Here is a 17,444-nt window from a genome sequence, read left to right as displayed (position 1 = left end):
GCTCAGCCGCGGGAATTCGGCTCTCGATGATAGAAGTTTGGCCTAGCCTGTGAGTTGCTCAGCCCAGCGCTGATGCTGAACCAGTGCTGCCCCATGCTCTGGCGCCACGTAGGGAGAGACCAGAGTCAGCATGCGAATCACGCCTTTGCGCAGTAGTGCTTGCTCGTCGATGCCAGGATCCTGCAGAACCTGGTAATGCGCCCAGTGCAGGCCAACCAGTAACAGGTTGTCGGCCAGAATAGCCTGCTCGGCTTGATTAACCTGCAAAACACCGAGACTGGACAGCTGCTCCAGCATGGTCATAATCAGTCCCTTCAGTCGGCGGACTAGGGCACGAATACGCCGGCCAAGGGCAGGAGAGTCACAATGCAGGTGATCCAGGCTCCTGAAGATAAATTGGTAACGTAAGAAGTGCTCCATCAGACGGTGCAGAAAGGCCCAATAGTCCTCCAGGCCCTCAACCTCTTGTGAAAACGCCTGACTATCGTCGGCAAACAGCTGGTCGCATTCGCTGATCAACACAGCGAGTATCTCGTCCTTGCCGCGAAAGTGGTAATAAAGGTTACCAGGGCTGATCCCAAGCTCAGTTGCGATCTGCAGGCTGGAAATGGGCTCGACCCCGTGCTGATTGAACAGACATCGGCTTGCCTCAAGGATCTTGGATTTGGTTTTCACTAGGCCTCCATGCAACGGTTACATTTACGTGGTTATATACCTGACTACGCGGTGCTGACTGCTATCTGCTGCTGAATATGTTCAAACTCGGCTTCGGCCAGACGCTTGATATCTCTGGCAACAAAATCTCGCAGTGTGCCGCCAATAAGCGGCAGCGATGCTGATACCAAGATGGTGACGTGGTTTTCACAGCGCTGATTGTCATCAAAGGCGATCAGTCGCATTTCACCTTGCACCGTCACTGGCACGCCGACGATATCCACCACCAGGTCACAGGAGATGGTGTCGTCGTCCAACCAGTGCCACTGCTCCTGCTGACGAATCCGGTTCGAATCGCCAAGTACAGCTTTGAGTACCGATGGCACCTGAGCCGGTATTTGGCGTTCGGTTCGGGTCCTGAACCCGTCGTCGGTTTCTGCCAGCTCCAGGACCTGGGTATGACGTGCTCCGAGCTCTGCATATTTCTCTTCGATTAGGTCGGTTTCGCTAAAAAACCGGATTACCTCATCCAAAGATGCCGCGTAGGCATGAATCAGTTCGATTCGTTTCATTTCATTCCCACTCCTAGGTCGTCTTTTCTCTATTGACCGATTAACCTGCTGCTTAATCCAGCACAAACTTACAGATGAATATCTCGGATATAACTGGACAGTGCCTGGATCTCTCGCTGTATCTGCTGCTGATTTTTATGGGCAGCCTCAGCTTCGGGCAGATCCGGTCGGTACTTTTGATCCAGCTTGTCTGGGTACATATGAAAATAAGTGTTCATAATAAGCTCACCCAGTTTCGGGAATAATCCGTGCACCAAGGCACCGAACAGACCCAACCGGGTAGCGACGCGCTTCGGCCGATCAATCACAGCTTTGGTAACCATCTCTGCGGCTTCTTCAGGGCTGAGAGTGGAGACCGATCGATAGGTTTCCACCGGCTCCAGCATCGGCGTATCAACCAAAGGCATATGGATCGTCGTCATTCGCACGTTGTAGTCAATCAGCTCTGGAGCTGCACAGCGGGTGAAGCTTTCCAGCGCGCTTTTAGATGCAGCATAAGCAGCAAAGCGTGGCGGATTGGTCAGCACTGAAATCGACGAAATATTGATAATGTGGCCACCGTTATTGGCGATCATACCTGGCAGACAACCGTTGATAAGCCTCAGTGCGCCGAAATAGTTTATCTGCATCAGGCGCTCATAATCGTGGAAACGGTTTAGCGAGTTGATCACCGGGCGGCGGATCGAATGACCGGCGTTATTGATTAACACATCGACTTTACCGAACTGCTGTTCAACCAATTGCATCATGACATCAACGGCTTCAAGGTCTGCGATGTCGCAATAATATGCCGCGGCATTGCCACCTAGCTCTTCAACTTCGCGAACCGTCTCCTGCAGTCGTTCGGCATTACGCGCCACCAGCAACATCTGTCCCCCTGCCTTGGCTAGCTTAAGGGCCACGGCTTTACCTATGCCTGATGATGCGCCCGTGATCATCACCGTTTTACCCTTCAGCCGTGCTTTGAGACTGCGCGCCTGGTGCAGATCAGGATCCAGGTTTCGCTCCCAGAAATCCCAAATTACCGGGGCGTAATCGTCAAGTCTTGGACAGCTGATGTTAGTGCCTTCCAGGGCCCTTTGGGTATTGCGGCTGTCAAATAGCGTTGGTGTGGTAAAAAACGCGGCCACTGCTGGCGGGATCCCGAACTCCTGACACAGGGAATGGCCCAGACGCTTCAAAAGGGGCTGATTGCCTAGCTCCTTGCGTAGAGCCTCGGGCAGTAGCTCTAGCAGACGCAGGTCAATCCGCATCGTCATCTGAGGCGCGTGTCCTGCGCGGGCGAAGATATTCACTATCTCGCCGGCTCGGAAAGGCTCTGGATCAGTCAGGTGAAAACACTGGCCGTTTAAGTCCGGCTGATGGGAAATATGATCCATGGCATCGGTGACAAAATCCACCGGCACCAGATTCAGGCGGCCTCCTTCAAGCCCCAGCATAGGCATCCACTGCGGTAGGGAATCGCGTATTTTCTGAATTAACTTGAAGAAATAGTAAGGACCATCGATACGCATGGCCGCACCGGTTTTTGAGTCTCCGATCACCACCCCAGGCCGATAAATTTTCCATGGTAATGCACTCTGCTCGCGCACCAGCGCTTCGGATGCCAGTTTACTGGTCAGGTAACTGTGCCCCTCGGGATGAGCTTGCTCGAACATATCTTCATGGAACCAGCCACGATACTGACCAGCGACAGCAATCGAACTGACATGGTGAAAACAGCCTGCACCCAGTTTTTCGGCCAACTGAAGTGCATGACGAGTACCGTCGATGTTGACTTTGTCGATAGTGTCACTGTCGGCTTCAAACGAATAAACCGCGGCCAGATGGAAGAAGTGTGTCACTGAGTTGCTGAGTTGATCGATCCACTGGGTCGCGATCCCGAGCTTCGGTTGTGTTAAATCGCCCTGGACAAACACCAGGTGATCCGTTGGGAAACCGAGCTGTTTTGCCGCATCCAGGATCTTAATCTGGCTATCGTCATTGCGAACCAGCAAATAAAAGGTTCCTGGCCGTTTGGTCAGCCGTTGTAAGAGGTTTAAGCCAATAAATCCACTGGCCCCGGTGATAAAGTAGTTCATATTCATTCCTTGACTAGCCTCCATAACATTTATGTAACCCTGCCAATGGCGCGCGGCGACATGATTTCTTTACGTCATTCAAGCATAGCAACTGGTACGACCACCCAGTGTTAACTAGGCCACACAATCGCAAAAAAATAAGTTGCGCGAGTCTATGATATGTGCAAATCAATGTTGGATCAGATGAAATACTCAAGGAGCAGATTGATTAAAAAGTGTTGCTGGACAATAAGTTGCGAACAGCCGCATCTGCCATCAGCAGGGCTGTGTTGAGAGTAGAGCAAACCCTAGATTCGGGCTTCACTGTAGCATCAAAGAAGACGGCCTTCCCATTATCGCGAGGGCTTTGAAAAGGGCATCAAAAGGAAGTCTGGCCGGTATAGCCGATCGTGTTGCACTGGCGATGATTAAGATCGGCGCGTTGTTGAGTTATTTGGCTAGCTCACGCTCAATTGCTCTCACCAGTTTCCGGGCATCGGGTTTGGTCGTCGACGAAAACCAATCAACCAGTTTGCCGTCTTTATTCACCAGGAATTTGTGAAAGTTCCAGCGCGGCTTACCCACGAAACCGACCTTCTGCCCGGCCCAGGTATAGAATGGGTGCTGACCTTTGCCTTTCACCTTTGTTTTTGCGGCTAGTGGGAACGTCACCCCGAAGTTAAGTTCACAGAAGCTATTGATACTGGCATTGGAGGCTTTTTCCTGACCACCAAAATCGTTACACGGCACCCCGACGATGACTAACCCCTGGTCACGATAGGTTTCCCACAAAGTCTGTAATTGCTTGTACTGCGGGGTAAAGCCGCACTCTGAAGCAGTATTGACTACCAGCACGACTTTGCCCTTGTAATCGGCAAGGGACAATGCATCACCAGTGATGGTATCGAAACTAAAATCGTGGGCATTGCCTTCGCTACTTTGCCAGGGAACACTGACTAAAGCCGCGATATATTGGATTTTACTAAACATCAAAAGTCCCTTGTGGTTAAGAAAAAGGGGAAACCCGCTCTCACGCTGTGTGAATCATAACGTTCACAAAGACTTGTTTTTAACCCCTTTAATATGTGTAGCTCAACAAATTAGAGGCTCGATCCGCTGAACTGTATCTTCTTGATCAGGCGCTGGCCAAACGCTCGACCAGGTCGACATATGCCTGTTTAGCCTTATCTGATTCCATGCCACGCAAGCGCTCCCACGCAGCATACTTGGCACCACCTTTAAAGTCGAACAGACCAGGCCGCCTGCCTTGTACATCGCCAGTGCTGCCTTGTTTGTAGTAGGCGTAGAGTGACAACAGCGTTTCATCATCAGGCCTTTGCTTCAATGTTTTTACGGCTTCGGCTGCCGCTTCGAACTGGGAAGAGAGATCACTCATAGAAAAGTCCTTTTTCTCGATAATTGAAGGTTACCGCTAAGCAGTGCTCCGACCAGTTTATAGCAGCCATAAATGTTTACACAATAGCTCAAAGAGTGACCTAGGCAGTAAACTAGGAAAAATCCCTTCCAGATAGATTCGCGTCTTGATGTACAGGTAAACCGACTTGACGGTACAAACTGTTCACAGTGACCGCGTGTCTTTTTTTGATTTGCTCAACGATTTTCTCTGCCATCATGATGGTTGGGGCATTGGTATTTGCACCAACCAAAGTTGGCATGATAGAAGCGTCAATAACTCGAAGCTGCTCGATACCATAGACTCGGCCTTGATTATCGACTACCGCTTGCTCATCCTCTTTTGGCCCCATTTTACAAGTACTGACCGGGTGATACTGAGTATCGGCTCGGTTTCGGATGTCTTGCTCAATCGCCTTATCATCATTAGGGTCAACAGGGTAGAAGTTGTCACCACGCACATCATCAAAGGCTGAGCTTTGCAACATCTGATACTGCTTTTTCCACCCTTTGATCATTAAAGGCATGTCATCAGGGTGACTGAAAAAGTTGGGATCAATCGCCGGAGCCTCATATGGATTGCTACTTTTGATTGTGACGCTGCCGCGACTCTTAGGTCTTAGCAGTGTTACATGGCAGCTAAACCCATGACTAGTATGAATTTTTCTTGCATGATCGTCAGCCACACCCACCAAAAAGACAAACTCCAGGTCGGGCACATCGACACCTTCTTCAGAGCGGAAAAATCCAATCCCTTCAGCTATGTTACTACTCAGTTTGCCTTTGCGCTCCTTCTTCCACTCCGGTAACGCCTTGCGGATATCGTCGAGCATTTGCAGTGAAATACCAAACGTCTCATTCTTGGCTGTGGTTTTAAAGCTATGTATTAGGTCGATGTGGTCTTGTAAGTTCTTGCCAACACCTGAAAGCTGGTGTACCTGCTCAATGCCGTGTTGTTCTAGATCGGCTTTATCGCCAATACCAGAAAGCTGCAGGATCTGCGGTGAGCCAAACGCACCGGCAGATAATATTACTTCGTGTTTGCAAGAGATGCGAAACACATTGCCTTTTGAGCCATACTCCACACCCACCGCGCGCTTACCTTCCATCAGCACTTTATGCGTGGTGGCTTTGGTCACAACAGTTAGGTTAGGGCGATCAAGATTCGGGGTAAGGTAAGCTTTTGCTGCGCTGCAACGCTCACCATTTAATTGAGTCACTTGGGTCCGCATGGCACCGAATTGCTCGACGCCATTCACATCTGGATTACGCGGAATGCCGACCTCTTCACAGGCATCAAGATAGCGTTCAACCATAGGACTTGGAGAACGCAGGTTCGCTACATTCAGTGGTCCACCTTGACCATGAAACTCATCTTTCAACTCTTCATTGTGTTCCGCCTTTTTGAAGTAAGGCAAACACTCATCATAGCTCCATCCTTCGTTACCTAAGCTTGCCCAAAGATCATAATCGTACTTATGGCCTCGGGCATACATCATCGCGTTAATAGAGCTTGAACCACCTAAAGTTTTCCCTCTAGGTTGATACCCTTTACGGCCATTAAGACCAGGCTGCGGCACCGTTTCAAATGCCCAGTTGTTGATCTTGGTTGGCACCATAGCGACCATGCCTACCGGAGTGTGGATAATGGAACTGTCATCTTTGCCACCCGCCTCTAGCAGACATACTGAAATAGTTTCATCTTCAGTAAGGCGTGAAGCCAGCACACATCCGGCCGAGCCTCCACCAACGACAATGTAATCGTAACGCTCCATATTACACCTCCGGTGTCATTTCTTCTGTTAACTCGCGTTGCAGAATCTTACGTGTCGCCGTCATTGGTAGGGATTCATGAATGATAATACGGCACGGGTATTCGTAAGCAGCGAGTTGCCCTTTACTGCAACGAATAGGGCTCTCTTCGTCGACTTGTAGTTCCGCTTTTAATATTACGATATAAGCGTATACCCATTCGCCTAACTTTTCATGACTAGCATCAATAACCGCAGTCATTTCTACCGCACCCACTCGAAACCAACTTTGGCCATAGGCTAGAGGTTACGTGAAAGTAACCTCAGCCAGACGCAGCGTGTTTAGTTGAGCTTGTTTTTAAACAAATCAATAAAGGCTCGGGTCTTTTTAGAGAGCGCCTTTGCTGAAGGGTAGATTAACGTAAGGCTGAGTCGTGGGAATTTATAACTTGGTAATACTTTTACCAGCTCACCAGAATCGAGCGATTTTTTTGAGTGAGTCTGCGGCAAAAAGGCGATACCTTGTCCTTTGAGCGCTAGCTCATGCATCAAATTCAGATCATCGGTTTTTAATCGAACCGGGATGTCTTCACTCAACAGATCAGCGTTGTATCGATTAGTGAAAATTCGATGCGATCTGAGATCATTTACAGTCTCGCACGGCGGGTGTGACTCAAGGTAGCCAGGCGAGGCGACGAGGTTTGAACCGTAATGGAGCAAACTGAACTGAACGTAGCTGTCGTCAGTGACGCCCACCGCATCAGGTAGAACCTGTAAATCAAATCCTTGCCTTTTAAGATCAATACTTTCGTGGTGATTCTCGATTTCAATTCGGACATTGGGAAACTCAATGGAGTACTCGATCACGATTGATTTGAATATGTCCGAGAGCATAAGCGCAGACGGAATCGCAATGCGCACGGTTCCAGTAAACTCTTGTTTTGATTCTTCCATCGCGATCAAGCTTTGCTCAACATGATAGAACTGCTGATAAATCAGCTCATATAAGTGCTTACCTGACTCTGTTAGCTCTATGGTTCTTCCCTGGAAAAGTGTTTCGCTATGACGTTGCCAGCCGTGATAAGGGGGTTGCTGCGGGCCATCAAAACCCAAATGGAACGCTGACCCAGATTGAAGTGAACAATCGTTGGGTACGAGATGCCCAAAGAACGCGAATTAACCTTGAGCATGAAGAGTCTTTGCCTGCGTCACTGTTTGTTGGCTCGCGAGCAACCCTTGCCCTGTATTCAGGTGAGAGCCGTTTCTGGCAGTTCATTGCGCGAACACGTATTCAACTTGTGAGCTGGTTCCACTTTATTTACTAAGGGCGTGGCATGAAAACACTTCGCATATGGTTTGCATGTTCGCTGGGGTTGGCTCTGAGTGTTGTATTCGGATTAGATTACGGCTTTTTGGGGATAATCTTGCCGATGTTTGTGCTTAGCAATACAGACAGTTTTAATGTCCCTTTATTGCTATTGATATTAGTTTCGTCGGTCTGGACAACCATTCAGGCGATGCTGTTAGTGGATATTATGGGCAGTTACCCAATGATGTTGCTGCTTGCGGTCGCACTGGTATTTATGACCAAATGCATTGCGATGACGAACAAGAAAACATTTCTGATCGGCTACATGGGCATTGTGATTGGCTCTCTCGTTCTTAACTTGGCAACCTATCCTTTTGTCGATATAGAAGATATGTCTATAACGGTTTGGGTTTACGCAGCGCTTAATATTGTGATTTGTGCCATTGCGTATTGGGTTTTTCCGGCTCAGGAGGAAAGTCACAACGCGAGTGGCGGAGAAGTATCATCACCAGCTTACGTGGCAGAAAATGTACTTACAGTTTGGATTGTGGCAATGGTGGCGTTTGTTACATTTCAAGTTCTGGATCTCTATGATTCGGCAGCCGCTCATGCATCTATGCTGGTGATCTTAGCGCCTATGAGCTGTGCTGGGGCTTTAAAAATGGCGAAAGTGAGAATTATTGGTACTGCAATGGGGTGTGCGGTCGGCCTTGGTATGCAGATGGTACTTGGGCTTTGGTTTGAAAGTGCGTTCCTGTATTGGCTACTGTTTACCATTGCTATGGGCCCGTTTTGTTACTGGCAAACACAAGGGCCAGCCAAAGGAGCGATTGCATTCTCTGCTATGGCGGCGCTTACCGTACCAATGACGTCAGCACTTTCCCCTGGAGACAAAGACGCATTCTTTGCTCTGCTGTATCGCTTTAGCTCGATCTTTGTCGCCGTGGTGGTTAGTGCTGTTCTCAGAGCATGACTCGGATTATCAGTAATCAATGAGGGTTGCTAGTTGCTAGTTGCTAGAGCAGCCCTCAATGTTGGCCTACACTTTGGGGTACGTGCACAACGCAGAGGTGATTATGATGGAATGTTGTTCGTTAGCAGTTTGCATCGATATTAATGGCTCAAAGTCTGTTATGGCGTGGGGGCCGAATAAAGATAAAGATCAGTGCCTAAAAGAATACTACGCAATAAAAACACATAAAGGCGCAACCATCTACAGTATCGCGCTGAAAGATCACAAAGACGCCACGCTCGAAAAGCCTATCTCGTCTGACTTTGCCAAAGAGTTAATCGACGATTGGTATGAAATTGAATTGTTGAATCAGCAAGATCTTGATATCCACTGGTAGGTGACAGCACCATTGGAACCAGGCCTATTCCTCTGTTTATTGCGCTACTTATTGTTGATGATGGGTGGTGGTATCCCTTCGCTTTAGATCCTATCGGTAGTTTCAGTCTCTCTTAGTTATTTCTGTGTTACGTTTTTGGGGTATAGGACTTCGAGTGGATGTTATTCACTATGGGATATCTATCGTGAAGGGGTCAGTATATGTTCAAGTTAGCAGGGAAACACATCATGGTGATTGGGGCGAGCCAGGGTATTGGGCTGGGTCTGGTGCAGCATTTTGTTCGTGAAGGGGCTATCGTGACTGCGGCAGCGCGAACGTACAGCGCACAGCTGCAAGCTATGCCTATACGTTTTGTCACGCTGGATGTGTCTTGTGACGAGTCGGTTGAAAGCGCCTTTAATGACCTGTCGAAAGCGGGACAACCTATCGATGTCTTGATCAACAATGCTGGAATATCGGGTCAGGAAGCCCCAGTTGATCAGCTGGCTACAGCTGAGATCGTAAATAACCTCAACACCAACCTCTTGGGGATTACTCGCTGCTTAAAGGCGGCTTCTTCAATGCTGTCGGCGGGTGCTTCTGTTATTAATACCGCTTCGCTGGCCGCTCATCTCACGGTGGAAGACTACACCAGTTACAGTGTGAGTAAAGCGGCGGTTATCCAGCTTACTAAAAATGTGGCGATGCAATGGGCCGAGCGTGGTATTCGCGTCAATTCTGTGTCGCCAGGTACGGTATTAACCAGTATGGAACCTGAAGATGGCCCTGAGGCAACCTTATGTCGGGCGCTGACTTGTGCGGGCAAACCTGCAAAGGTGTCTGACTTGTTGGGGACGTATCACTTTCTAGCAAGTGATGCCAGTCAGTACATAACGGGGAGCGACATTCGCATTGACGGAGGCTGGGTTGCGGGCGTGTCCAATAAAATGGCGCAGCAACTGCTGGGATAGAGGTTTTTTTCCACAAGCTCAGAGCGTAGCGACAAGCCTAGAGCGTTGCGAAAAATCATCACGACGTAGGTCGGCTCTACTAAATCGAATCCGTAGAGTTTCGCCGCTCTGAGGTTGGCGTGACGCAGGCGAAGGCGAAAATTGTGAACTATTCTCTATATTGTTAAGGTAGCTCGCCGTCAATGAGCCTGGCTTAGCGATGGGAACTCGCCACAGTGAATACCCGTTCCCCTTGATGTATTCACTGAATTTCACCTTTCGTCACATTTAGTCGCTAGTGACTAGCCCCTCGCTTCATCGTAGGATTCAGACGCCATAGCGTATTCATGTGCGATGATCTTTTTGATTGCGTGATTGATAATGATGATGTCATTTAATTCTGTCACGTTGTCGATGGCGTCAAGCAATGACTCTTTGCTGCATGGTGGGATCCGTTCAATATTTTTTATCTTGCCACGCGTAGTATTTTTAAGAAGGTCGAAAGTGGTTTGGTTCATGTGAAAGCCTAAGTGACGTTATGTGACTATGTTTATTATGGTTATGCTTTTCGCGCACTATATACAACTAAGTGGCGAGTTCAAATTGAAAAAGCAAATAACACCTCGCTATTGATTCTCGGGGCTTATGCTTGCAATGGCCCATTACGGAAGTCAGTGTAACCAATTAAAATGATTAGAATAAATAGTGGGTTTTACATTATTTTTGTTACGCAGATGTATTTTTCTTGGTGAGTCCATTAGCTTCAATTTAAACATTCACTCAAGTTTGTGAACTTCATCTGAATTTGTCTATCAAGGTTAATCGCATTTGCAGCAAGAAAATTACAGCAAATGCGGATTATTGTTGCCTTGTGAGCGTGAGCATGAGCCGTCGGCACTCGGTAGCGTTACGTTGCTGGCGTTTGTTCGTGGTGTTTGTCTTCTGAGCCATGTCGATACTCATAAGTCTCCGAGAACCTCGACAATATCCAGTCTCCTGCCGTGATGGTGGGATAGCGGGACGCTTCGCCGGGTGACAAACACGAGTCCAACGTGGTAACAGGGGTATCAAAATCCGGTTCGACAAAAAACGGCATCGAAAAACGAGTGGTATTTGCTGTCGGACTGATGACTCGATGTGGTGTCGACTTGTAGTGATCGTTGGTCCAACGCTGCATCAGATCACCAATGTTGACAACAAAACTGTTAGCCACTGGTGGCGCGTCTAGCCATGTGCCATTAATGTCTTGAACTTGCAGCCCTCCAGTATTGTCCTGATGCAATAATGTGATGCATCCGTAATCAGTATGGGCACCAGCTCCGTTACTTTGCAGTTGTTGGGGTGGGTAATGAATGAGGCGAAGCACACTGATAGGGCAGGTAAAATACTGCGTGAAAAAATCCTCAGGTTGTTTTAATGCTAATGCCATAGCGCTGAGTATCTTTAGGCCAACTTGCAGTGTCAGCTCGTAATGTTGCTGCATGATCTGTATAAACCCAGTAAGGTTTGGGTATTGGTTTGGTCCGTACAGCTCGGGAAAGCGTGTAACCTGGGGATGGTAAGGGCTCAGATCCAATGCCATATCAAAAGTTTCTTTATAGTCTTGCGGCCCCTCAGGGTCGAGTTTCTCAGCATTGACTTGTCCCCAACCTCGATGGTTAGCAGATTGTTGAATATTGATGCGCTGCTTTTCTTGTTCTTCCAAGGCAAAAAAAGTACTTGCGATAGCCTGGACCTTGGCGAATTGTTCTTCGGGTATGCCATGACCTGTGACGTAGAAGAAGCCTTTGTCACGACAAGCATGATCAATTGCGTTGATCACGTCTTGCTGGTGTTCTGGGTTGTTGCCTGACAACGGTGAGATATCAATAATAGGTAAGGCTGCATTCATAGAGTTGTCCTAAGTAAGCCCAATAAATATTGGGCTATATGTATGTAAAGCTACGAGAAGTGATTTTTTATTTAGGAATCGTGGCGTCGATGCCTTCTACGTACCAGTTAACAGCAGCCAGCTCTTTGTCGTTAAGGGTGTATCCTGCCGCGATGACTTCTTTGCCAGTATTATCAACCATTGGTCCGGTGAAGGGGTGGAATGCACCTGCTTTAATCTTTGCGTGAGTGGTTTTAATCGCCGCTTGGATGTCTTTTGGCAGATCTGGATTGATGGATACGATTTGCAAGATATCTTCTTGGAAGCCACCCCAGAAATCAGTGGGTTTCCAGCTGTCGTTCATGACCTCTTTGACCGTTTCGATATAGTGCGGAGCCCAAACATCACGCACCGAGAACATGTGCGCTTTGGGCGCAAAGTGGCTCATATCAGAGGCTTGCCCAATGCCCATCACACCACGTTTTTCGGCGGCAATTAATGGCGCAGGGCTGTCGGTGTGTTGAACTATGATATCGGCGCCTTGATCGATCAGTGCATTCGCGGCATCTGACTCTTTGCCTGGGTCGTACCAGGTATTCACCCAAACAATTTTGATTTTGATATCAGGATTAACGCTTTTTGCACCGAGATAGACCGAGTTGATGTCGCGGATCACTTCAGGGATGGGGAATGAGGCAATGTAGCCGATGGTATTGGTTTTCGTTGCCATACCCGCAGCAACACCAGACACATAGCGTCCTTCGTAGGTTCTCAAACCATAGGTTGAGACGTTCTTGGCTTGCTTATATCCGGTTGCATGTTCAAAGGTGACGTTCGGGAAGCGTTTCGCCGCTTTAATGGTTGGATTCATAAAACCAAATGAGGTCGTAAATATAACTTCGTGCCCAGATTTAGCCAGTTGCGTGATGATACGCTCAGCATCAGCGCCTTCAGAAACATTTTCAACATAGGTTGTTTTGACCTTGTCTCCAAAGTACTGTTGCATTTCTTGACGACCTTGGTCGTGCTCATAGCTCCACCCATGATCGCCTACTGGACCCACGTAAACAAACCCGACTTTTAGTGGGTCTTCTGCGAGTGTTGAAGCGGAAAAAGTGGCGGCGGCCGTCAATGCCGCAGTCATCATCCATTTGTTCAGTTTCATGAAATTCTCCATTTATCCATTTTGACTTTTTAAACGTACAGCCAGCTACTGCAAGAAATTGACCAAGTTGTTGTCTTTTTGTTAATGATTGTGTGTTTGTCGTGTAAAGCTTATGCCGTCAGTACTGTGAGGTGCTGAGGCCGCCGGTTTTTCGAACCATCTCGCCACTCAAAATGCTTACCTGATTGATTATGGTGAGCCTATTGATAATGTTCGCACCAAATTTGTGCATTTTGTCGTGACCATGTTTTCGATTCTGGATTGCCCGTCGACAACTTTTGTGCGAGGGGCATTTTCATAACGCTTTCTAATGTAATTTCGGGTCAAATGGCTTGCCCAAACTTGCTGGGGTAGCCAATTTTTGTTTCAGAGCATTTGAGCTGATCAATACCATGACAATAATTGTTGCAACGTAGGGAGTCATGGCCAGTAAGTTCGGTGATATGTCAAATCCAAACCCTTGCATCAATAGATGCAGTATTGAAGTGAAACCGAAAAGGTAGGCTCCTAAGATCAGATAACCAATTCGCCACGAGGCAAATACGACTAACGCTAGGGCAATCCAACCACGCCCCGCGGTCATGTTTTCCATCCACATTGGGGTATACACAAGGGACATATACGATCCTGCTAGTCCTGCCATCGCACCGCCAAACAGAGTGGCCAGTAATCGTACTTTTAATACGTTGATTCCAAGGGCATTCGCTGAGTGTGGGTTTTCCCCCACAGCGCGCAAGGTCAAGCCAAGAGTCGTTTTATTCACCACCCACCAACACACACCCACGAGAGCAAAACTTAAATAAATAAAGATATCCTGATTAAAGAGCAATGGGCCAAGCAGTGGAATATCACTCAGAACTGGGATTGGAAGTTCTTTGAAACCGTCGATAGTGGTTCCTACCAAACTGGTGCCAAGAAAAGCACTGAGCCCGGTACCAAATATGGTAAGGGCAAGGCCCGTTGCTACTTGGTTGGTATTTAACATCAAGGACAGAGAGCCAAAAATGAAGGCCATCATCATGCCCGATAGGATGGCCAGACTAACGCCAAAAAATAGATTGCCAGTGTAGTATGCGCCAGCAAAGCCAGCCATCGCGCCCATTAGCATCATCCCTTCTTGCCCCAAATTGAGAACGCCTGATTTTTCGCTAATCAGCTCTCCAAGTGCGATGAGTAAGAGCGGGGTGCCTGTTTTTAACGTGGCAATGAGAATTTGTTGAATCAGCATAATATCCATTACACCACTCCTTGGTTTTGCGATTCTGGATGAACGGTTGTGCCTTCAGAGTTCGTCGTTGTTGAAGGTTTTGAAGGGGGGGATTTTTTTGACCAAATAGCCTTAGGAGACACCAACCTGATGCGATAAAAGATCAAGAAGTCGCATGCCAATAAGAAAAACAATAGTGAACCTTGGAAAAGGCCAGTGATGGCTGTGGGTAACCCAAGTTCGATTTGGGCTAGATCACACCCCATATAAAGAGCGCCCATAAAAAAGGAAGACAAAATGATCCCAAAGGGATTGAGTCGTCCAAGGTAGGCGACGATGATGGCAGCGTAACCGTAGCCAGGAGAAACAGAGGGAATAAGTTGGCCTATAGGCCCTGTGACTTCGGCTGCTCCGGCAAAACCAGCAAGTGCACCAGAAAATAACATCACGGCCCAAATGATTTTGTTAGCGCTAAACCCAGCATAGCGAGCGGCATGTTGGTCTTCACCATAAACACGGACTTTAAAGCCAGGCAGTGTTTTGAATAAAACGAAACCACATAGCAGGGCGATGGCAACAGCGACAATGACGCTGACGGATGCTCGTCCTTGATCCAAAAGCAGCGGTAATAAGACACTATCAGGGAACATCACAGATTCAGGAAAGCCAAAGCCCTGAGGGTCAGCAAGTGGCCCATGCACTGCCCACAATAAGGTGTAAAGGCCGATATAATTGAGCATGATAGTGGTTAATATGATGTTGGTGTGGAAGGCTCTGTTAAGCAATGTCGGAATGGCCGCCCAAGCCATTCCTGCGCCAATGCCAGCCAACAATGCAACAAAGAACAGGCCATTGCCGCTAGTGTCAGTGGCTTGTATCGCCACATAGCTGGTGGCAATCGCGCCGATAAGTAATTGCCCTTCAGCGCCAATATTCCAAATATTGGCCCGATAGCAGATAGCGAGTCCCGTCGCGCACAGCAATAAGGGGGTAGCTTTAACCAATAATTCGCCAATGTTGTAGGTATCGCTGACTGGTTGGATAATAAAGACATCAAATGCTTTCACAGGGCTCACATCAAGTAGCGTGAAAATGATGCTAGACGCCAACATCGTCAGAAAAATAGCGATAAATGGAGATATCCACGCCATCGCTTTAGAGTTTTCGATTCTTGGTTCTATATTAAGCATCGACGCATTCCTTGTTTTGAATGAAACTGCCCGCGATCCATTTTCCTATTTCTTCGATGGTGGTTTGTTCGGTGTTAACCGTCGCAGACAATTGTCCTTCGTACAGCACTGCCAACTTGTCACAGATGACAAACAGTTCATCGATATCTTCAGAAATTACGATAACCGCTGCGCCAGCATCTCGCAGTGCTATGATTTGTCGATGAATAGCACTGGCGGCACCAATATCAACCCCCCAGGTTGGATGGGCGCAAATCAATACCCGAGAAGCCTTTTGAACCTCTCGACCTATAATGAATTTCTGCAGGTTGCCACCGGATAGACTTTTGGCCTGAGCGTTACGGTCACGGCACTTGACGTTGTTATTGGATATGATGTCATCGGCTAGGGACTCAAGCTTGCGATGGTCGATAATGCCTCTTTTGGCTAGCGTATCTGAGTGTGTTAACAGGGTATTATCCACTAACGTCATTTCAGGAACTGCACCCTGTCCGAGCCTTTCAGCCGGTACGTAAGCCATGCCTCGTCGGCGTCGTTCGCCCGCGTCAAGGTGACCAATGTCATGACCATCGAACATAATACTGCCACTTTTTGCTCTGGTGTCTTCACCACTGAGAGCGGCTAAAAGGTCCTCTTGCCCATTACCGGCCACCCCAGCGACGCCGAGAATTTCACCGGCATTAAGCTCAAAAGTGATATTGGTTAACCCACAACCAAAGGGATGAGAAGAGGGCAGAGTCAGTTGATGAGTTTGAAGCGTGACGCTTTGTGATGATTTTTTTGGATAAGATTCAGAAAGCTCTGCTGTACTGCCAACCATCATTCGGGCGATGGATTCGGCGGTTTCATTGGCTGGAATGCATTCACCGCTTACTTTTCCACCTCGAAGGATCAGTGCTCGGTCACACAACTCCGTCACTTCTTTAAGCTTGTGGCTGATAAACAAAATGCTACAACCTTCTTTAACTAGACTTCTTAAGACTCCAAATAACCCTTTGACTTCTATAGGTGTTAATACTGAAGTGGGTTCGTCTAATATCAACAGCTTAACGTTCTGGATGAGGCAGCGAACGATCTCGACTCGTTGACGTTCGCCAATGCTAAGGCTGTGCACGTATCGTTCGGGGTGTACATGAAGATCATACTTTTTGCTGATATCTAGGATGTGCTTGCGCAGATCGCCGATCTTGGTGCGAAACTCTTTATCGAGAGCCAGCTCGATATTCTCTTGTACCGTTAAGGTTTCAAAGACTGAAAAGTGCTGAAACACCATGCCAATACCCATGTGTCTGGCTTGGCTGGGGGACGCAATGGTGATCTCTCGGTTTTTCCAAAGAATGGCTCCACTGTCTGGTTGGTTGACGCCATAGATCATTTTAACGAGAGTCGACTTACCTGCACCATTTTCGCCTAATAAGGCGAGGATTTCCCCTTCGTGAAGCGTCAGATCTACTTTGTCGTTTGCAATGACGCCAGGGAAAGCCTTACTCACATTCCAGAGCTCTATTAGTGGTGGTTGTTTCATGTCGCACAGAATCCTTTCAGATGCTTAGGGTTAAGACGACTATGCAATAAGCTGACCAAGTTTAAGAACCCCAAAAGAGAGGGGTTAGAGGTATTCTCATGTAAAAGGTAGTTATAAGATGCTCAATAATGGTGCGCTTGCACCAAGCTGGGTTTTGTTGTGCTACAAGGTGAGTTTTTTAGAAAGGAAAGTAACGCCATTTGTGGCGCTGTATTTTTATAACCAAAAAAAAGCTCCCAGAGGGAGCTTTTTATTCACAAAATATGCGTATCAGAGCCTAAGCGTATGGCTTAGTTTCCTGATTATTTTGAGTAGCTAGGTGTTTTAGCTACGGCGCGCTTAGTGGCTTTTTTAGCTGCTGGCTTAGCCATTTTCTTTTCAATCTCAGCTTTTGCTTTCACAAAACGCTCAGGAAGGATTTGCGTAGCAAATACATCTTCTACTGTTTCA

At 47.8% G+C, this 17,444-nt stretch carries 18 protein-coding genes; 4 read left to right on the top strand and 14 right to left on the bottom strand.

The window, feature by feature from the left end; genetic code table 11:
• Positions 1–42: 42 nt before the first annotated feature.
• From LNL84_RS13615 to LNL84_RS13580, 8 genes are all read right to left on the bottom strand, one after another.
• Positions 43–675, bottom strand: a complete 633-nt coding sequence (locus LNL84_RS13615) for a TetR/AcrR family transcriptional regulator (RefSeq protein ID WP_244358118.1) — start codon at positions 673–675, stop codon at positions 43–45.
• Positions 676–719: 44 nt separating this feature from the next.
• The gene (locus LNL84_RS13610) at positions 720–1,226 is read right to left on the bottom strand and encodes a DUF2505 domain-containing protein (RefSeq protein WP_244358117.1); all 507 of its coding nucleotides are present in this window, start codon (positions 1,224–1,226) and stop codon (positions 720–722) included.
• Between the two features lie 68 nt (positions 1,227–1,294).
• The gene (locus LNL84_RS13605) at positions 1,295–3,307 is read right to left on the bottom strand and encodes an SDR family oxidoreductase (RefSeq protein WP_244358116.1); all 2,013 of its coding nucleotides are present in this window, start codon (positions 3,305–3,307) and stop codon (positions 1,295–1,297) included.
• A gap of 429 nt (positions 3,308–3,736) precedes the next feature.
• Positions 3,737–4,276: a glutathione peroxidase gene (locus LNL84_RS13600; protein ID WP_244358115.1), complete on the bottom strand. Its 540-nt coding sequence runs from the start codon at positions 4,274–4,276 to the stop codon at positions 3,737–3,739.
• Between the two features lie 145 nt (positions 4,277–4,421).
• Positions 4,422–4,682, bottom strand: coding sequence for an acyl-CoA-binding protein (locus LNL84_RS13595; protein ID WP_244358114.1), 261 nt, complete (start codon positions 4,680–4,682; stop codon positions 4,422–4,424).
• Between the two features lie 112 nt (positions 4,683–4,794).
• A complete protein-coding gene (locus LNL84_RS13590) occupies positions 4,795–6,474 on the bottom strand; it encodes a GMC family oxidoreductase (protein WP_244358113.1) in 1,680 nt (559 codons plus the stop codon).
• A gap of 1 nt (position 6,475) precedes the next feature.
• Entirely contained in the window at positions 6,476–6,727 is a 252-nt protein-coding gene (locus tag LNL84_RS13585) for an AMP-binding enzyme (RefSeq protein ID WP_341829458.1), read from the bottom strand.
• Positions 6,728–6,792: 65 nt separating this feature from the next.
• Entirely contained in the window at positions 6,793–7,404 is a 612-nt protein-coding gene (locus LNL84_RS13580) for a LysR substrate-binding domain-containing protein (RefSeq protein ID WP_244358111.1), read from the bottom strand.
• Here LNL84_RS13580 and LNL84_RS13575 point away from each other — a divergent pair.
• The 4 genes from LNL84_RS13575 (at position 7,392) to LNL84_RS13560 (ending at position 10,058) form a co-directional block, all read left to right on the top strand.
• Positions 7,392–7,775: a hypothetical protein gene (locus LNL84_RS13575; protein WP_244358110.1), complete on the top strand. Its 384-nt coding sequence runs from the start codon at positions 7,392–7,394 to the stop codon at positions 7,773–7,775. The two genes, LNL84_RS13580 and LNL84_RS13575, sit on opposite strands and share 13 nt — an antisense overlap.
• 9 nt (positions 7,776–7,784) lie before the next feature.
• Positions 7,785–8,732: a DUF2955 domain-containing protein gene (locus LNL84_RS13570; protein ID WP_244358109.1), complete on the top strand. Its 948-nt coding sequence runs from the start codon at positions 7,785–7,787 to the stop codon at positions 8,730–8,732.
• Positions 8,733–8,790: 58 nt separating this feature from the next.
• Complete coding sequence (locus LNL84_RS13565) at positions 8,791–9,108, top strand: hypothetical protein (RefSeq protein WP_244358108.1); 318 nt, start codon at positions 8,791–8,793, stop codon at positions 9,106–9,108.
• Between the two features lie 200 nt (positions 9,109–9,308).
• Positions 9,309–10,058 carry an SDR family NAD(P)-dependent oxidoreductase gene (locus tag LNL84_RS13560; RefSeq protein ID WP_244358107.1) on the top strand — a complete coding sequence of 250 codons (750 nt, stop codon included), beginning with the start codon at positions 9,309–9,311 and terminating at the stop codon, positions 10,056–10,058.
• 281 nt (positions 10,059–10,339) lie between these two features.
• Here LNL84_RS13560 and LNL84_RS13555 read toward each other — a convergent pair whose 3' ends face one another.
• The 6 genes from LNL84_RS13555 to LNL84_RS13530 all read right to left on the bottom strand — a co-directional run bounded on the left by LNL84_RS13555 (position 10,340) and on the right by LNL84_RS13530 (position 16,994).
• Positions 10,340–10,555, bottom strand: a complete 216-nt coding sequence (locus tag LNL84_RS13555; protein ID WP_244358106.1) for a hypothetical protein — start codon at positions 10,553–10,555, stop codon at positions 10,340–10,342.
• A gap of 389 nt (positions 10,556–10,944) precedes the next feature.
• Positions 10,945–11,928 (bottom strand): isopenicillin N synthase family dioxygenase, encoded by a 984-nt coding sequence (locus tag LNL84_RS13550; RefSeq protein ID WP_244358105.1) that lies wholly within the window; start codon positions 11,926–11,928, stop codon positions 10,945–10,947.
• A gap of 67 nt (positions 11,929–11,995) precedes the next feature.
• Positions 11,996–13,072, bottom strand: a complete 1,077-nt coding sequence (locus LNL84_RS13545; RefSeq protein WP_244358104.1) for a BMP family ABC transporter substrate-binding protein — start codon at positions 13,070–13,072, stop codon at positions 11,996–11,998.
• 307 nt (positions 13,073–13,379) lie between these two features.
• The gene (locus LNL84_RS13540; RefSeq protein WP_244358103.1) at positions 13,380–14,309 is read right to left on the bottom strand and encodes an ABC transporter permease; all 930 of its coding nucleotides are present in this window, start codon (positions 14,307–14,309) and stop codon (positions 13,380–13,382) included.
• Positions 14,309–15,469, bottom strand: coding sequence for an ABC transporter permease (locus LNL84_RS13535; protein WP_244358102.1), 1,161 nt, complete (start codon positions 15,467–15,469; stop codon positions 14,309–14,311). The genes LNL84_RS13540 and LNL84_RS13535 overlap by 1 nt, the downstream gene beginning before the upstream one ends.
• Complete coding sequence (locus tag LNL84_RS13530) at positions 15,462–16,994, bottom strand: ABC transporter ATP-binding protein (protein ID WP_244358101.1); 1,533 nt, start codon at positions 16,992–16,994, stop codon at positions 15,462–15,464. The genes LNL84_RS13535 and LNL84_RS13530 overlap by 8 nt, the downstream gene beginning before the upstream one ends.
• Positions 16,995–17,444 lie beyond the last annotated feature (450 nt).

This window comes from Vibrio gelatinilyticus, assembly GCF_022836845.1.
Lineage (GTDB): Bacteria > Pseudomonadota > Gammaproteobacteria > Enterobacterales > Vibrionaceae > Vibrio > Vibrio gelatinilyticus.
The sequence above is the reverse complement of the archived record's forward strand: the minus strand, read 5'-3'. Positions and strand labels throughout refer to the sequence as shown.